Here is a 14,648-nt window from a genome sequence, read left to right on the forward strand (position 1 = left end):
TCGCCACTGTATCACCGAAAATGGATAGGGCAATCCGATTGCTAGACTCCCGGGTATGACCCCTGGCCCCCAGCGTCCCGACGGCCCTGCCGCCCAACCCTTGCGCAGCGATGCCGAGCGCAACCGTGAGCGGATCGCCGCCGCTGCCCGCAAGGTGTTCGCGCGTGACGGTCTGGGTGCCTCGATGGCCTCCGTGGCCCGTGAGGCGGGGGTGGGGATCGCCACCATGTTCCGCCGCTTCCCCACGAAGGAAGAGCTGGTCGACGCCGTCTTCCTCGACCGCATGGACGCCTACGCCACCGCGGTCGCCGTGGCCCTGGAGGACCCCGACCCCTGGAACGGGTTTGTCGGCTACATCGAGACCGCCTGCGCGATGCAAGCCGCCGACAGCGGCTTCGCCGACGTCCTGATCACGACCTTCCCCACCGCCAAAGCCCTGGAGCGGCGCCGCAACGAGGCCTACGAGGGCATGGTGGAGCTCATCAGCCGGGCCAAGGCGACGGGCCGGCTGCGCGAGGACTTCGACTCCTCGGACATGGTCCTGCTGCACATGGCCAACGCCGGTGTCGTCAACGCCACCGGCGACGCCGCCCCCGACGCCTGGCGCCGCGTCGTCGCTCTGCTGGTCCAGTCCTTCGAGGCCCCGTCCCGCGGCCCCCTGCCCGCCTCACCCGAGCATGAAGCCCTCTACCGGGCCATGCTTCGCGCCGGTCCGGCGGCTGTTGCGGAGTCGGATGCTGGGGACGGCTGACTTGGGGCTGGCGTCGTCTCGTCGTGCCGGATTTCTCGCTGAACTCGCCGCGGTCTGTGCTCGCGGGGTGTTCCCGGCCGGGTCGGCTGTGTGTGAGCCAGACGGGTGCTGTCGCTGGCGGCGTGAAGCAGGCTCTCCTCGCGTGGCGTACGGCTTGGAGGGTGCGGGCCGACTGTTCCGTGTCCCCGCCGGTCAGCAGGACAGTGCGCACCGGTCGGACGTGAGATCGACCATCACGCCGCACATCAGGAGCCCGATGCCCCTCCGGCGGCGGACGGGGTCAGCGACAGCAACCGCCATCGGCCGGACCCCGCCGCCTGATCGGCCCGTCACCGGCCTGAGCGCGACGACCGCGCAAGTGGACCAGCGGTTCCGCTTGACGCTACTCCAATCGGAACGACTTATCCATATCTTCCGGCCGCCAATGCGCGGCATCCGCAGGAACGGCGAGGGGCCAGGTTCTCTTCGTGTTGATGGAACGCCTCAGCCGATACCGAAGGTCCTGGTGCCGCCGCCCCGGGGCGGGGAAACTGATACGGCTCCTAGCGAACGTGAGCTCGGGCAACTGATGGGTAGCTGTGGGTATGGAACGGCCGGAAACACGCGAGCTCGAGTACTTCGTCGCGGTCGCCGAGGAACTGCACTTCGGGCGGGCCGCGGAACGGCTCGGTATCACGCAGCCCCCGTTGTCCAGGGCGATCGGCAGGCTGGAACGCCGGATGGGCGTTCAATTGCTCACGCGCACCAGTCGTCGTGTCGTCCTCACGGCGGCGGGCGCGGAGTTCCTGGCCGAAAGCCGGAAAGCGCTGACTGCGGTGGACATCGCTGTGTCGCGCGCCCAACGCAGCGTTAACTCCCACCGGCTGGTGGTGGCCGCGCGGCAGGGCACCGGTTCCGGGCTGCTGGCCAAGGTGGTGCGCGCCTACCGTCGCCGGCCGGATGCGGCCGAGGTCGCGATCGTGTTCACCCGGAACCAGGTCGATCTGGTACGTAACGGCGCGGCGGACATCGCGTTGATGTGCGGCCACGTCCCGCTTGACGGACTGGAATCCTCCGAGGTCGCCGAGGTGCAAACAGTCGCGTTGCTGCCGCTGGACCATGCCTTCGCGGCGAAACCGGCCGTTTCGGTTGCCGATGTCGTGCAGGACGAGCTGTTCCGGCCGCTGTGGCCGCAGAGTGCGGCGGAGATCGTGCTCGACCAGATCATCGACAAGGTCGCGATGGGCGAACTGGTCGTGACGCTGGGGGCGAGCGCGACTGACCGGATCGGATCCGCCGTCGTGGCTGTTCCCGTCGTCGATGCGCCACCGACACGCGTGGCGCTGACATGGCGGCAGGGCGTCCCGGCCGCGACGCGTGACGCGTTCGTTCGTACGGCCGAGAGCGTGGCGGCCGGGATGTGGACCCCTCAGCCGAAGGCGCCCAGTTGGGTGGCGCCACCGTCGACGACCAGCTCGAAGCCCGTGATGTAGCTGCTCTCGTCCGAGGCCAGGAACAGGATCGCGTCAGCCTGCTCCTCCGGCCGCCCCCACCGGCCCAGCGGGACCCGCGACGTGAGGTGCGTCATGAACGCGCGCCTGGTGTCGTCATCGACTCCGCTCCCGATACCGGGAGTGTCAGTGGTGCCCGGTGCCAGCGTGTTCACCCGAATATTCCGCCCCTTGAGCTCGTTCGCCCATCCCCGGGCGAACGAGCGGACCGCGGCCTTCGACGCGCCATAGACGCTGAACCCCGGCGCCGAGGTGCTTCCCGACACCGAGCCCACCAGCACGATCGACGCGCCGTCGTTGAGCAGTGGAAGGGCCTTCTGGACAGTCTTGAGCGTGCCCTTGACGTTGATGGTGAAGGTCTTGTCGAAGTGCTCGTCGGTGACGTCTTCGAGCCTGGCGACTTCGGCGGTCCCGACGTTCGCGACCAGCACGTCGACCTGGCGGCCGTCGCCCCGCACGGTTTCGTACAGCCGGTCGAGATCCGCGGGGTTCGACGCGTCGCCCTGGACGGCGATCGCGCCCACCTTCGCCGCGGCGGCTTCCAGCTCCTGCTGCTTGCGGCCGGTCACATAGACCACCGCGCCCTCTTCGACGAACCGCTGCGCCGTGGCGAGTCCGATACCTGAACTGCCGCCGGTGATGACCGCGACCTTGTTGCTGAGCCTCTTCATGCCTTGAGTCCAACACCGCTGACCTGCCAGAACAATGACGGTCTCGGCATCACAGCGGTACTCGGACGGTATCGGATATGCATAGTCGTGCTTGCCGGCTTCCCTGGGTACCGCGGAATCCGTGGTCCGTCAGCTGCGCCACGGGCGGTACGAGTCCTTGATGTGTTCACACCTGAGGAGCCGACTTGCGGCAGCGGGACTTAGGGACGAAGGCGTCGCCCACTCTGCCGCTGCGGGTCATTACACGTGGCGCCAGCGACGACGACGCATTCTCCGCGTACGTGCGCGGCCCGGTCCACTGGGGCGAGGCCGCTTGACTGCCAGTCTGGGCGCACGTACGACACCATCGTTCACCGCCATCCGGGTGAAGCAGTGCGTGTGCCAGGAAACCTTCGAGCCGACAAGAACGTGCCCGGCTTCACGACGGAGTTTTCTGCAGGCCCCACGAAGGCAACGAAGGCAAGGTGCCCGGTCAGCGTAGCGGGTGGTGGGCGGGTGCGGAGGAGGCGTTCGGGGTGGGTGGGGTGGGTAGGTCGGGGCGGCAAAACAAATCGGTTTTCCGGAGCGGGGCGTGGGCCTAGCATGCCGCAGTCGTTCCGAATGGCGTTCGGCATATCGGACAGTGTGGACGGTATGGGTGGCGTGTCGGGACGGTGTGTCGGGCGAGATGTCGAGCGGGTCGTGTGAAGGGGAGTGATGCCGTTGTCCGCGGTGATCGAGGCGCGTGGGCTGTCCAAGGTGTTTCAGACGACCGTGCGGCAACCCGGTCTCGCGGGGGCGCTCAGATCGCTCGTCAGTCCGCGGCGCGTGGACAAGGTCGCGGTGCAGGACGTCGACTTCAGTGTGGGCAGAGGGGAGTTGCTCGCGCTGCTCGGTCCCAACGGGGCCGGCAAGTCCACCACGATCAAGATGCTCACCGGCATCCTCACGCCCACCTCGGGCGAGGCACTCGTCGCCGGGGTGGTCCCGCACCGGGACCGGGAGCGCAACGCCCACAACATCGGGGCCGTGTTCGGACAGCGGACGCAGTTGTGGTGGGATCTGCCCGCCCGGGAGTCCTTCGAGATCCTGCGGGACATCTACGGGGTTCCGGAGGAGCGGTTCCGGGAGCGCATCGAGGAGTTCGACGGGCTGCTCGAACTCTCCGAGTTCTGGGACACCCGGGTCCGGCATCTGTCGCTCGGGCAGCGGGTGCGTTGTGATCTCGCCGCCTCGCTGCTGCACGATCCGCCCGTCGTCTTCCTCGACGAACCCACCATCGGCATGGACGTGGTGGTGAAGGAGCAGGTACGGCGGTTCCTGCGGCATCAGGTCGAGGAGCGCGACCGTACCGTCCTGCTCACCACGCACGACATGACCGAGGTGGAACGCCTCGCCGAACGCGTCGTGCTCATCAATCACGGCCGGATCGTCCTCGACGGCTCCCTCCAGGAGATCCGGCGGCGCTTCGGCGGCACCTGGCAGGTCCGGGCCACACTCGCCGACCCGGCCGACGTCGAGACGGTCGAGTCGGTCGAGACGGGAGAGCAGGGCGAAGGGGCCGGCGGACCTGTTCCGCTGCCCGGGTTCGCCGGTATCGGTGTGCTGCGGCGGGAAGGGCCGCGGGTCGTGTTCGGGCCGGTCGGGGAGGACGCCCCCACCGTCCACGAGGCCCTCAAGGTGATCATCGGGCGGTTCCGGGTCGCGGACCTCGCGCTGGAGGAGAACGACCTGGAGGACGTCATGCGCGCCGCCTACCTCAGCGACGTACCGGCCCAGAAGGGCCGACACCTGGCCACCGTCGCCTCCGCAACGACTGCCGCCGCCTCCGCCGCCGCCTCCACTGCCGGTTCCACCGCAGACCCTGCCCCTGTCGGCGACTCCGCCCCCGACTCCGCCTCCACCCCCCAAGGCGGCTGACCCATGACCGCCACCTCCCCGTCCGCCCCCACCCGAACCTCACCCCCCACCCGCCCCACACTCCGCAGCCTCACCGCCGCCTTCTCCCGGGCCCGCCGCGTCTCCTGGATCACCCCACGGGGCGAACTGCTCGCGCCGCCCCGGATGTCCGCCACCGCCGTACGGCTCTTCGTCCAGGTCTGCCTGGTCATCTACCTCTGGCGCGGGCTGTACGCGAACACCGAATCCAGCGCCGGGCTCGACGAGACCCAGGCAGTCGGCTACGCCGTGCTCGCCGTGCTCGCGAACCGGATCCGCGGCCTCGACCGGCAGGCGGGCCGCGACATGGTGATCCAGCATCTGCGCTTCGGGACGATCGTCTACTGGTACCTGCGGCCGATGAAGCCCCAGCGCTACTACGCACTGCGCGCCCTCGGCGACCAGCTGTACGGCTTCTGCTGGGTGCTCGCCGGATACGTACTGTGTCTCGCCGTGGGGGTCGTCCCTCCGCCCGCCTCCCCCTCGGTGGCCGGGGTCTTCGCGGTGAGCATGCTGCTCGGCCAACTCGTCCTGTACTACGTGATGATGCTGGTCGACCTGCTCTGCTTCTGGACCCTGCGCAACGAGGCGGCCCTGCTGATCCTGGTCTTCGCGCAGAACCTGCTCTCCGGTGTGTACGCCCCGCTCTGGTACTTCCCGGACTGGTTCATCACGCTCAGCTCGTTCCTGCCGTTCCAGGCGACGCTCAGTGTGCCGCTCTCCATCTACGTCGGCCGGATCGAGGTCGGTGACGCCTTCGGGCAGCTGGCGGTCCAGGCCGTCTGGGTCGTCCTGCTCGCGCTGCTCACCCGCCGGCTCTGGGACCTGGCCGGCCGTCGCGTCGTGTCCCAGGGAGGATGACCATGGCGACCACACACAGCACCGCTCCCCACGGAGCTCCCCACGGAGCTTCCCAGGGGGCTCCCCCTACGGCTCCCCGGGCGATTCCCCACGGGCCCGCGCACGCCTGGCGCGTCGTCTGGCGGATCACCAAGCTCAACTTCAAGGCCCGGCTGGAGTACCGGGGCGAGTTCCTGATGGGTGTCGCCGTCGGAGCGATCTGGCAGGTCTCCATCGTCGTCTTCGCCTCGGTGCTGCTCACCCGGTTCCCCGGCCTCGGCGGCTGGTCCAGCTCCGACGTGCTCCTCATCGCCAGCATGCGCATGCTGGCCCACGGGCTGTACGTGCTCTTCCTCGGCCGGATCCAGTACATGAACATGCTCGTGCAGGAAGGAGTCGTCGACCCCTGTCTGATCCGCCCGATGCCGGTCTACCGGCAGGTCCAGCTGACGTTCTTCCCGGTCAACGCCATCGGTGACCTGGTCGTCGCGGTCGGTCTGTTCGTCGCCGCGCTCCAGCGCAGTTCCCTGGACTGGACGGCGGGCCGGATCACGTACGTGGTCGCCGGTGTCCTCGGCGGCATGCTGGTGGAGGCCGCGCTCTTCACGGCCCTGGCCGCCGCCGCGTTCCACTTCCCGGCCACGTCGTACTGGAGCCAGTGGCTGGAGGAGCTGATGGGCACCTTCGGCAGCTACCCGCTGAGCATCCTCCCGAAGGCGGCGTCCGCCGCGTTCACCTTCGTCGTGCCGCTCGCGTTCATCGCCTACTTCCCGGCCGGTGTACTGACGGGCCACGGAGACGCGATGGGCGTGCCGGAGGCACTCGCGGTCGCCTCACCCCTCATCGGCCTCACCGCGTTCGTCCTGTCCCGGCTGCTGTGGAACTGGAGCCTCAGCAAGTACACGGGCGTCAACGGGTAGGAGGAACAGGGGCGTTGTACTTGCTCAGCCGCTCAGCCGCTCAGCCGCTCAGCCGCGTCGCCAACCCGTCCAGCACCCGGTCGAGGCCGTACTGGAACCCTTCCTCCCGGGCCGCCCGGGGATCCGTGCCGCGCTGTTCGGCGTAGCCCTCGCGCAGCAGTGGATAGTCCTGGGCGGCCTCCTCGGCGGCGGGCCACAGCTGTTCGACCATGCTCTGCTCGTCCTGGCCGCTGCGCGCGAGGACGTTGAGCCAGGCGGCCTCGGCGGTGGCCGTGCCGGTGACGTACGCGACGACCGTCGTGAGCGCCCGGTCGGCCTCGTCGGCGGGGAACCCGGCGGTGGTCAGCAGCCTCAGCATGGCCTCGGAGACCCGCATCCAGTTCGGGCCGAGATAGGACATGCCCAGCTCGCCGAGCACGGAGGCGAGCCACGGGTGGCGCAGGATCGTGGTGCGCAGACTGTGGGCGCAACTCGCCGTATCGGTGCGCCAGTTCGCGGGGTCGGGGGTGGTGGTCACCTCGATCTCGCCGTAGATCTCGTCGACGGCCAGCTCCAGCAGCTCGTCCTTGTTGGCGACGTGGCGGTAGAGAGAGGTCGCGCCGGCGCTGAGGCGGGCGCCCAGCTTGCGCATGCTCAGCGCGTCGATGCCCTCCTCGTCGAGCAGCCGCAGCGCCTCGGCCACGATGTGCTCCCGGCTCAGCGCGGGCTGCTCCCGCCCGGTCCGGGGCCGGGTCCAGACCGACTGGAACCCCTCCTGCTTCCTGGCCGGCTTCTCGGGTGCCATGGGGCGTGTCTCCTCTGCCTGCGTACGGCTGACGCGCCCAGCGTACGGTGTTCGCAGTGCCCCGGTTCACCGCGTGGCGCCCCCGGCGGACGTCAGACCTCCGGTACGCGCCGGAACATCCCCGCCACCGCCAGTTCCCCCTCGATCCGGCCCACCGCGTCCCGCAACTCGGGCAGTACCTCCGTCACGCACTCCTCGACCGACCGCCGGCTGCTGTGCATCGCGACGTTCACCGCGGCGACGACCCGCCCGCCCCGCTCCCGGACGGGCACGGCGATGGACCGCAGCCCCTCCTCCAACTCCCCGTCGACGAGGGCGTATCCGGCGTCCCGCACCCGCTCCAGGACGGTCAGCAGCTCCCGCCGGTCGGTGACCGTGTGCGGGGTCAGCGGGGCGCGACGCTCCGGCAGGGGGACCTCGGGCAGCAGGTCGGCGAGCATCACCCGACCCAGGGACGTCGCGTACGCCGGCAGCCGCGTCCCGAGGGTGATGTTGACGCTCATGATGCGGCTGGTGGCGACCCGCGCCGTGTACTGCACCTCCTCCCCGCCCCCGGTGAGGACCGCGAGGGACGCCGAGTCGTGGACGCGCGTGGAGAGTTCGGTCAGGTGCGGCGCGGCGATCCCGGGGAGGGGCACCATCGACAGGGGCGGGAAGCCCAGGCCCAGCACCCGGGGCGTCAGGCGGAAGAACCGGTCGTACGACTCGACGTACCCGAGGTGTTCGAGGGTGATCAGCGCGCGCCGGGCCGTCGCCCGGGCGAGCCCGGTGGCCTGCGCGACCTCGGTGAGGGTGAGTGCGGCCCGGCCCTCGCCGAACGAGGTGATCACGGTGAGCCCCCGGGCGAGCGACTCGACGAACTCCCGGCCCAGTTCCTGCTTGGAGGCACCCGTCCAGGCGGCGAGCCCTGAGGACCCCGGCCCGCCGTCCCCGACGGCGGCACCGACCCCGCGTACCTCCCTCGACTCCCGTGAATCCCGTGAATCCCGCGTATCCCGTGAATCCCGCGTATCCCGTGAATCCCGCGTATCCCGTACCTCTCTCGACTCCCGCAGCTCTCGTTCCATCTCCGCCACCGTCGCCCGCAGCCGGGGCAGCAGCGTCGAGCGCAGCGACTCCGCCGTGTGCCGACTCGTGTGGCTGACGACGCTCGCCACACACGCGACCCGTCCCGTACGCGGATCCCGCACGGGTACGGACACCGCCACCAGCCCCGGTTCGATCAACTGGTCGTCCAGCGCCCACCCCTGGGCGCCCGCCCGAGCCGTACGGTCCTCGAAGTCGTCGTAGGCGCCGCCGCGCGGAGGCACCGCCGGGAAACCGTGGCCCTCCGGGTCGGCCGCGCGGCGGGCGCGCCACCGGGCCCAGTCGGCCGGGTCCCACTCGGTGGCGAACAGCGGGCCGGGCGCGGTGCGTTCGGCCGGGAGGAGGTCGCCGATGCGGAAGCTGAGGGACATCGCACGACGGCGGGTGGCCTGGTGGATGAAGCGGACGCCGTCCTGGTCGCCGACCGCCAGGGACACCGACTCGTCGAGCTCGTCGGCGAGGGCGTCCGCGTGGGCGTCGAGGAGGCGGGGGAGACGGATGGCGGCCAGATAGGCGTTGCCCAGCTCCATCAGCCGGGGGGCGAGGACCGCGTCACGGCCGTCCAGCCGTACGTAGCCCATGCGGGCCAGCGTCGCCGTGATCCGGTCCACGGTGGAACGCGCCAGTCCCGTCGCCTTCTCCAGCGCGCTCGGACTCAGCGTTCCGTCCGCTTCGGTGAGCCGGCGCAGCACGGTGATCCCCCGCATCAGGGGTGCGACGGCTTCGGCGGGCGCGGAGGCGGAGGCCGCGGCCGCGTCGGGGGCGTTCGGGAGCATGGGTTCACGGTAATGCGGTTGGGCTGCGCCGCTGTGCCGGGCGCCTGATGGCTCGGGGGTGCGGGTGCCTTGGCGGCCGCGGGTCCGGTGGGGCTCTCGCGCAGTTCCCCGCGCCCCTGAGAAGCAGAGGGCTGCGCCCCGTGCTTCTCAGGGGCGCAACTGGTGTCATCCAGCGCCGCGGAATCGTGGTCTTTCAGGCCCGCAGGGCTTGGTTCTTCAGGGGCGCAGGGCCTGGTCCTTCAGCGGCGCAGGGCCTGGTCCTTCAGCGGCGCAGGGCGTGGTCCTCCAGGGGAGCAGGGCCTGGTCCTTCAGGGGCGCGGGGAACTGCGCGAGAAGCCCCACCGGACCCGCACCCGACAACGCACCCCCCCCACGCACCCCCCACCCCCCACGCACCCACCCCCGCCCTCACCGCCGACTCACCACCACCCGATGGTTCCCCCCGACATCCACCCCCGCCACAGCGATCTCCACCCCCGCCCGCGCGTCCTTGAACGTCTCGCCGGGTACGAACGGCGCGTCGGACAACTCCGCGTGCACGTTGGGGCTGCGGGTGCACCCCCCGCTGTCGCGCCGCGAGTCGTGGACCTTGATGGGGCCGTTGCCGGTGTCGACGGCCGCGTCGACCCGGTAGACGAGCACCCCCGGCCGGCACACCACCGCGTCGTTGCCCGCCCGTGTCCGCAACTCCGCTACGTACGCCGTGCGGGAGCTGAGCGGCACGACGACCAGCTTCGCGCCGTGCCCGGTGGCGAGCGGCGTCAGGACGTACTCCGCGGAACCGACGGTCGCCACACAGGAGACCTGCGTCTCGTCGAGCCACCCGAGCTTCCACTTGTGCCAGCCCAGCATGTCGTTGTCGACGCCCCAGTCCTCGCTCATGATGTCCCAGTGCCCGACCGCGCCCCCGCCCTCGTGGGTGTAGAGGTCGGGGAGGCCGAAGACATGGCCGTTCTCGTGGGGGAGCACCCGGTACCCGGTCTCCCCGTACGAGCCCGAGCCGTCGTCCTGGCGGCTGTAGACGAAGGACGCGTTGGCGACCGGCACCCCGTCCGCGACCGGCGCCTCCCGGTTGCCCGCGAACGTCACCGACAGGACGGTGTCCAGGGCGGAAGGACCCGCGTTCGGGGTGACGAGGACGTTGACGAGGTCGTACGACCGGAAGTCCACGAGCGGATCGGCGACCCGCACCACGTCCTCGACCAGCCGGCGGTAGCCGGGCTCGAAGGGGGCGCCGCGCTCTATGTCGTAGGAGCGGAAGGATCTCGGCATCCGCAGCCACTCGGTGAGCGGGGCCTCGGGACGGTAGTCGATGCGGCCGTACGAACTCGTCCTGAACCATTTCTGGGTCTGGGGCGCGAACTCCGCGAAGCGGGCCATCGCGCTGCCCTCACCGGGGGCGTCGGAGAAGTCGATCATCAGGTTGAGGGCGCGGACCGTGCCGGTGGAGCGGGAGTAGCCGGGTGGGGTCGGGACGCCCTCGGACATCTGGGTGCCGAGCGGGCCGCGGATCATGCAGGGACCGAGCGCCGAACCGCGGACCACGGCGGTGGCCCCCGCGGCCGTCGTCGTGCCCTTCGCCATCAGGCGCCCGGTCCCGGCGGAGGTGCTGACCGCGAGCGTGAGGGCGGTGACGGACGCGAGCGCCACGGCCCGGCGCGGACGTATCCGGCGCGGAGGTATCCGGCGTGGAGGTATCCGGCGTGGAGGTATCCCGTTTCGGCGGAACGGCTGCTGCATGCCCGCGCCCTTCGCTCCACGGCAGCCGTCCGGTGACAAGGCTGCGCCCTCTCGATCACCCTGGGTCGACGGGTGCGCGGGCGCGCGCTGGAAGGTCCGAACGTGGGGTTCACCTCCGGGGACGCGGGGGACGTGGGGAGGCGGGGTTCACCTGCGGGGGGCGTGGGTTTCGCCTCCGGCGACGCGGGTTCGCCTCAGCGACGCGGGTTCGCCTCCGGAGGCGTGGGCTGCGCCCGCGCTCATGTGACTCAGGTCACTCGAAAAGTCTCCGGTGCGGGGAAATAACCGGGGAACGTTTCCCCGTTTAACCCTTCGTCCGAGCGAAACGGGGACTCCATCCCCGGATCGTCACCGGGCGCCCCCCACACCACTGGATCAGGCAGAGGAGTACGCCGTGGAGAGCAGCACCGCCACCGCCGTGCGCCGCAAGGTGGCTCGCCCCCGGGCGGACGCCCTGCGCAACCGGGAGCGGATCGTCACCGCCGCCCGGGAGATGTTCGTGGAGTTCGGCCCCGAGGTGCCGCTCGACGAGATCGCCCGCCGGGCCGGTGTCGGCAACGCCACGCTGTACCGCAACTTCCCGGACCGTGACGCACTGGTCCGTGAGGTCGTCTGCTCGGTCATGGACCGCACGGCCCTCGCGGCCGAGGTCGCGCTCACCGAGACCGGTGACGCGTTCGAGGCGCTCTCGCGCTTCGTGCACACCTCGGCCGACGAACGGGTCAGCGCGCTCTGCCCGATGGTCCAGAGCACGTTCGACAAGCATCACCCCGACCTGGAGGCGGCGCGCGAGCGCCTGGAGGAGCAGGTTGAAGGGATCATGCAGCGCGCCCGGGACGCCGGGCAGCTCCGCCCCGACGTGGGTGTCGGCGACCTGATGATCGCCGTCAGCCAGCTCAGCAGGCCGCCGGCCGGCACCCAGTGCGCGGGCGTCGACCGCTTCCTCCACCGCCATCTGCAACTGTTCCTGGACGGACTGCGCGCCCCGGCCCGCTCCGAACTGCCCGGCACCCCGGTGACCGTGGAGGACCTACGGAGGCCCTGCCCGTCCTGAGACCCACCCCTGTCCTGGCCATCGATCCCGAGACCTCAGTCCTGGCCCTCGACTCCGGGACGCCTGTCCTGACCCGCTGAGTTCACGGCCGTCGTCGACGCCGACGACGAGCCGCTACCCCTCGACGCCCTTTTCCGTCACCCGATACCGATCTTTCCGTCACGAAGTCCCGAAGTGGGTATCCCCATGTCCGAAACAGTCGGCACATCCAAAACAGTCGGCACATCCAAGACGTCCGAAACCGACGACGCGCACGCCAACCGCTGGAAAGCGCTCGTCTTCATCGCCCTCGCCCAGCTGATGGTCGTGCTCGACGCGACCATCGTGAACATCGCCCTCCCGTCCGCCCAGCAGGACCTGGGGATATCGGACGGCAACCGCCAGTGGGTCATCACCGCGTACGCGCTGGCCTTCGGCGGTCTGCTCCTCTTCGGCGGCCGTATCTCCGACCTCTGGGGCCGCAAGCGGACCTTCGTCACCGGCCTGATCGGCTTCGCCGGTGCCTCCGCGCTCGGCGGCGCGGCCACCGGTGAGGCGATGATGCTGGGCGCCCGCGCGCTCCAGGGCGCCTTCGGCGCGCTGCTCGCGCCCGCCGCGCTCTCCCTCCTCGCGGTGATGTTCACCGACGCCAAGGAACGCGCCAAGGCGTTCGGCATCTACGGCGCGATCGCCGGTGGCGGCGGCGCCGTGGGCCTGATCCTCGGCGGCTTCCTCACCGAGTACCTGGACTGGCGCTGGACGTTCTACGTCAACATCCCGTTCGCGGTGATCGCCGCGGTCGGCGCGTACTTCGTCATCCGTGAACCGGCGGGCGGCCGCAACCGCTCCCCGCTCGACATCCCCGGCGTGGTCCTGTCCACCCTGGGTCTGGTCAGCCTGGTCTACGGCTTCACGCGGGCCGAGTCCGACGGCTGGGGCGACTCGATGACGATCACCCTGTTCGTCGCCTCCGCGGTGCTGCTCGCGGCCTTCGTGTTCGTCGAGTCCAAGGTCAAGGCCCCGCTGCTGCCGCTGCGCGTGATCACCGAGCGCAACCGTGGCGGTGTCTATCTCTCCCTCGGCCTCGCGATCATCGCGATGTTCGGCCTGTTCCTCTTCCTGACCTACTACCTGCAGATCGTGAAGGGGTACTCCCCGGTCAAGACCGGCTTCGCCTTCCTGCCCATGATCGTGGGCATGATCACCGGCTCGACCCAGATCGGCACCCGGCTCATGACCCGGGTCCCGCCGCGCCTGCTGATGGCCCCGGGCTTCCTGGTCGCCGGCCTCGGCATGCTCCTGCTGACCCAGATGGAGATCGACTCCTCGTACGCCGGTCTGCTCCTGCCGGCCCAGTTGCTGCTCGGCCTCGGTATGGGTACGGCGTTCATGCCGGCGATGTCCCTGGCGACCTACGGTGTCGAGCCGCGTGACGCGGGCGTGGCCTCCGCCATGGTCAACACCTCGCAGCAGGTCGGCGGCGCCATCGGTACGGCCCTGCTGAACACGATCGCCGCGTCCGCCACCACGTCCTACGTCGCGGACCACATCGGTTCGGCCACCTCGAAGCCGGCCGCGCAGCTGGTCCAGCTCCAGGGCATGGTCAACGGCTACACCAGCGCCATCTGGTTCGCCGTGGCCATCCTCGTGGCCTCCGCCGCCATCGCCTTCACCTTCGTCACGACGGGCAAGCCCGACATGACGGCGACCACGGCCGAGGGCGAGGACGCGAGCGAGGTCAAGGTCCCGGTGATCGCCCACTGAGCAGGGAACTCGACGGGCGATGACGGAACGGGGTGGAGCAGGGGCGCGGGAGTCCCTGCTCCACCCCGTGCCCGCCCCGTTCCCACCCCGTGCCTGCCCCGTCCCGTCCCGCCCCGGACGGAAAGGCTTGCAGAGGCCTGCAAAGGCCCGCAAAGGCCCGGAAAGGTTCTTCTAACGCAGCCAGGGCAGGTCCGCGCCCGCCTCGGTCGGCTGAAGTCCCTCCGCGACGATCTCCATGATCTCGCCGAGGGCTTTCTGCTGTTCCGGCGACAAACGGTCGAACAGCGCCTGCCGCACCGCCGTTACATGCCCGGGCGCGCTCTTGGACAGCATCTCGAACCCGCCGTCCGTGAGGACCGCGAACTGGCCCCGCTTGTCCACGGGGCAGTTCTCGCGCCGCACCCAGCCGTTCTTCTCCAGCCGGGCCACGGCGTGCGACAGGCGTGATCGCGTGATCTTCGTCTGCATCGCCAGCTCCGTCATCCGCAGCCGCCGCTGCGGCGCCGAGGACAGCACCACGAGCAGGTGATAGTAGAGGTGCGGCATGCCCGCGTCGCGCTGCAACTGGCGGTCGAGATGGTCTTCGAGCAGGGTCTTGGCGTGCACGTAGGCGAGCCAGGTGCGCTGCTCCTCGTCAGTGAGCCAGCGGGGTTCTTCGTCGGCGGATGCGGTCTTCATGCCCCCACTGTACGAGGCCTTCCTTGAAATTTGAACTATAGAGATGTAAGGTGAAACAACAAATATTGAGACTTCAACTACTGGGGAGTCGGGAGAGGTCTCAAGCGCCTGGCGTGCCGGGCGCGACCAAGGAGACAGAAGCGACCGCCGGGCCCGCCGAGGCGTGTGTGTCGTGTGCGTCGCGCATGTGTTGAGGGA

Annotated in this window: 12 protein-coding genes; 7 read left to right on the forward strand and 5 right to left on the reverse strand. The window is 70.1% G+C overall.

The window, feature by feature from the left end:
* The first annotated feature begins 55 nt into the window (after positions 1-55).
* Positions 56-751, forward strand: coding sequence for a TetR/AcrR family transcriptional regulator (locus K1J60_RS25470; RefSeq protein ID WP_220648207.1), 696 nt, complete (start codon positions 56-58; stop codon positions 749-751).
* Between the two features lie 584 nt (positions 752-1,335).
* On the forward strand, positions 1,336-2,223 hold the full coding sequence (locus K1J60_RS25475) for a LysR family transcriptional regulator (RefSeq protein ID WP_220648208.1): 888 nt from the start codon (positions 1,336-1,338) through the stop codon (positions 2,221-2,223).
* Here the strand turns inward: K1J60_RS25475 and K1J60_RS25480 are convergent.
* Positions 2,160-2,912: an SDR family NAD(P)-dependent oxidoreductase gene (locus K1J60_RS25480; protein ID WP_220648209.1), complete on the reverse strand. Its 753-nt coding sequence runs from the start codon at positions 2,910-2,912 to the stop codon at positions 2,160-2,162. The genes K1J60_RS25475 and K1J60_RS25480 overlap by 64 nt on opposite strands.
* A gap of 696 nt (positions 2,913-3,608) precedes the next feature.
* On the opposite strand from K1J60_RS25480, the gene K1J60_RS25485 reads away from it, so the two are divergent.
* From K1J60_RS25485 to K1J60_RS25495, 3 genes are all read left to right on the forward strand, one after another.
* Entirely contained in the window at positions 3,609-4,811 is a 1,203-nt protein-coding gene (locus tag K1J60_RS25485; protein ID WP_259407911.1) for an ABC transporter ATP-binding protein, read from the forward strand.
* 144 nt (positions 4,812-4,955) lie between these two features.
* Positions 4,956-5,690, forward strand: a complete 735-nt coding sequence (locus K1J60_RS25490) for an ABC transporter permease (protein WP_259408312.1) — start codon at positions 4,956-4,958, stop codon at positions 5,688-5,690.
* 2 nt (positions 5,691-5,692) lie between these two features.
* Positions 5,693-6,589: an ABC transporter permease gene (locus K1J60_RS25495; RefSeq protein WP_259407912.1), complete on the forward strand. Its 897-nt coding sequence runs from the start codon at positions 5,693-5,695 to the stop codon at positions 6,587-6,589.
* Positions 6,590-6,629: 40 nt separating this feature from the next.
* Here the strand turns inward: K1J60_RS25495 and K1J60_RS25500 are convergent, their stop codons facing one another.
* The 3 genes from K1J60_RS25500 to K1J60_RS25510 all read right to left on the reverse strand — a co-directional run bounded on the left by K1J60_RS25500 (position 6,630) and on the right by K1J60_RS25510 (position 10,975).
* A complete protein-coding gene (locus K1J60_RS25500; RefSeq protein WP_220648210.1) occupies positions 6,630-7,373 on the reverse strand; it encodes a TetR/AcrR family transcriptional regulator in 744 nt (247 codons plus the stop codon).
* Positions 7,374-7,465: 92 nt separating this feature from the next.
* Entirely contained in the window at positions 7,466-9,235 is a 1,770-nt protein-coding gene (locus K1J60_RS25505) for an IclR family transcriptional regulator domain-containing protein (RefSeq protein ID WP_220648211.1), read from the reverse strand.
* Positions 9,236-9,643: 408 nt separating this feature from the next.
* On the reverse strand, positions 9,644-10,975 hold the full coding sequence (locus K1J60_RS25510) for a M6 family metalloprotease domain-containing protein (RefSeq protein WP_220648212.1): 1,332 nt from the start codon (positions 10,973-10,975) through the stop codon (positions 9,644-9,646).
* 394 nt (positions 10,976-11,369) lie between these two features.
* Here K1J60_RS25510 and K1J60_RS25515 point away from each other — a divergent pair, with 394 nt between their 5' ends.
* Together K1J60_RS25515 and K1J60_RS25520 are read left to right on the forward strand one after the other, a co-directional pair.
* On the forward strand, positions 11,370-12,029 hold the full coding sequence (locus K1J60_RS25515) for a TetR/AcrR family transcriptional regulator (RefSeq protein WP_220648213.1): 660 nt from the start codon (positions 11,370-11,372) through the stop codon (positions 12,027-12,029).
* Positions 12,030-12,215: 186 nt separating this feature from the next.
* A complete protein-coding gene (locus K1J60_RS25520) occupies positions 12,216-13,772 on the forward strand; it encodes an MFS transporter (RefSeq protein ID WP_220648214.1) in 1,557 nt (518 codons plus the stop codon).
* Positions 13,773-13,943: 171 nt separating this feature from the next.
* Here the strand turns inward: K1J60_RS25520 and K1J60_RS25525 are convergent, their stop codons facing one another.
* Positions 13,944-14,450: a MarR family winged helix-turn-helix transcriptional regulator gene (locus K1J60_RS25525; protein WP_220648215.1), complete on the reverse strand. Its 507-nt coding sequence runs from the start codon at positions 14,448-14,450 to the stop codon at positions 13,944-13,946.
* Between the last annotated feature and the right edge of the window lie 198 nt (positions 14,451-14,648).

The organism is Streptomyces akebiae, assembly GCF_019599145.1.
GTDB classification, from domain to species: Bacteria; Actinomycetota; Actinomycetes; order Streptomycetales; family Streptomycetaceae; genus Streptomyces; species Streptomyces akebiae.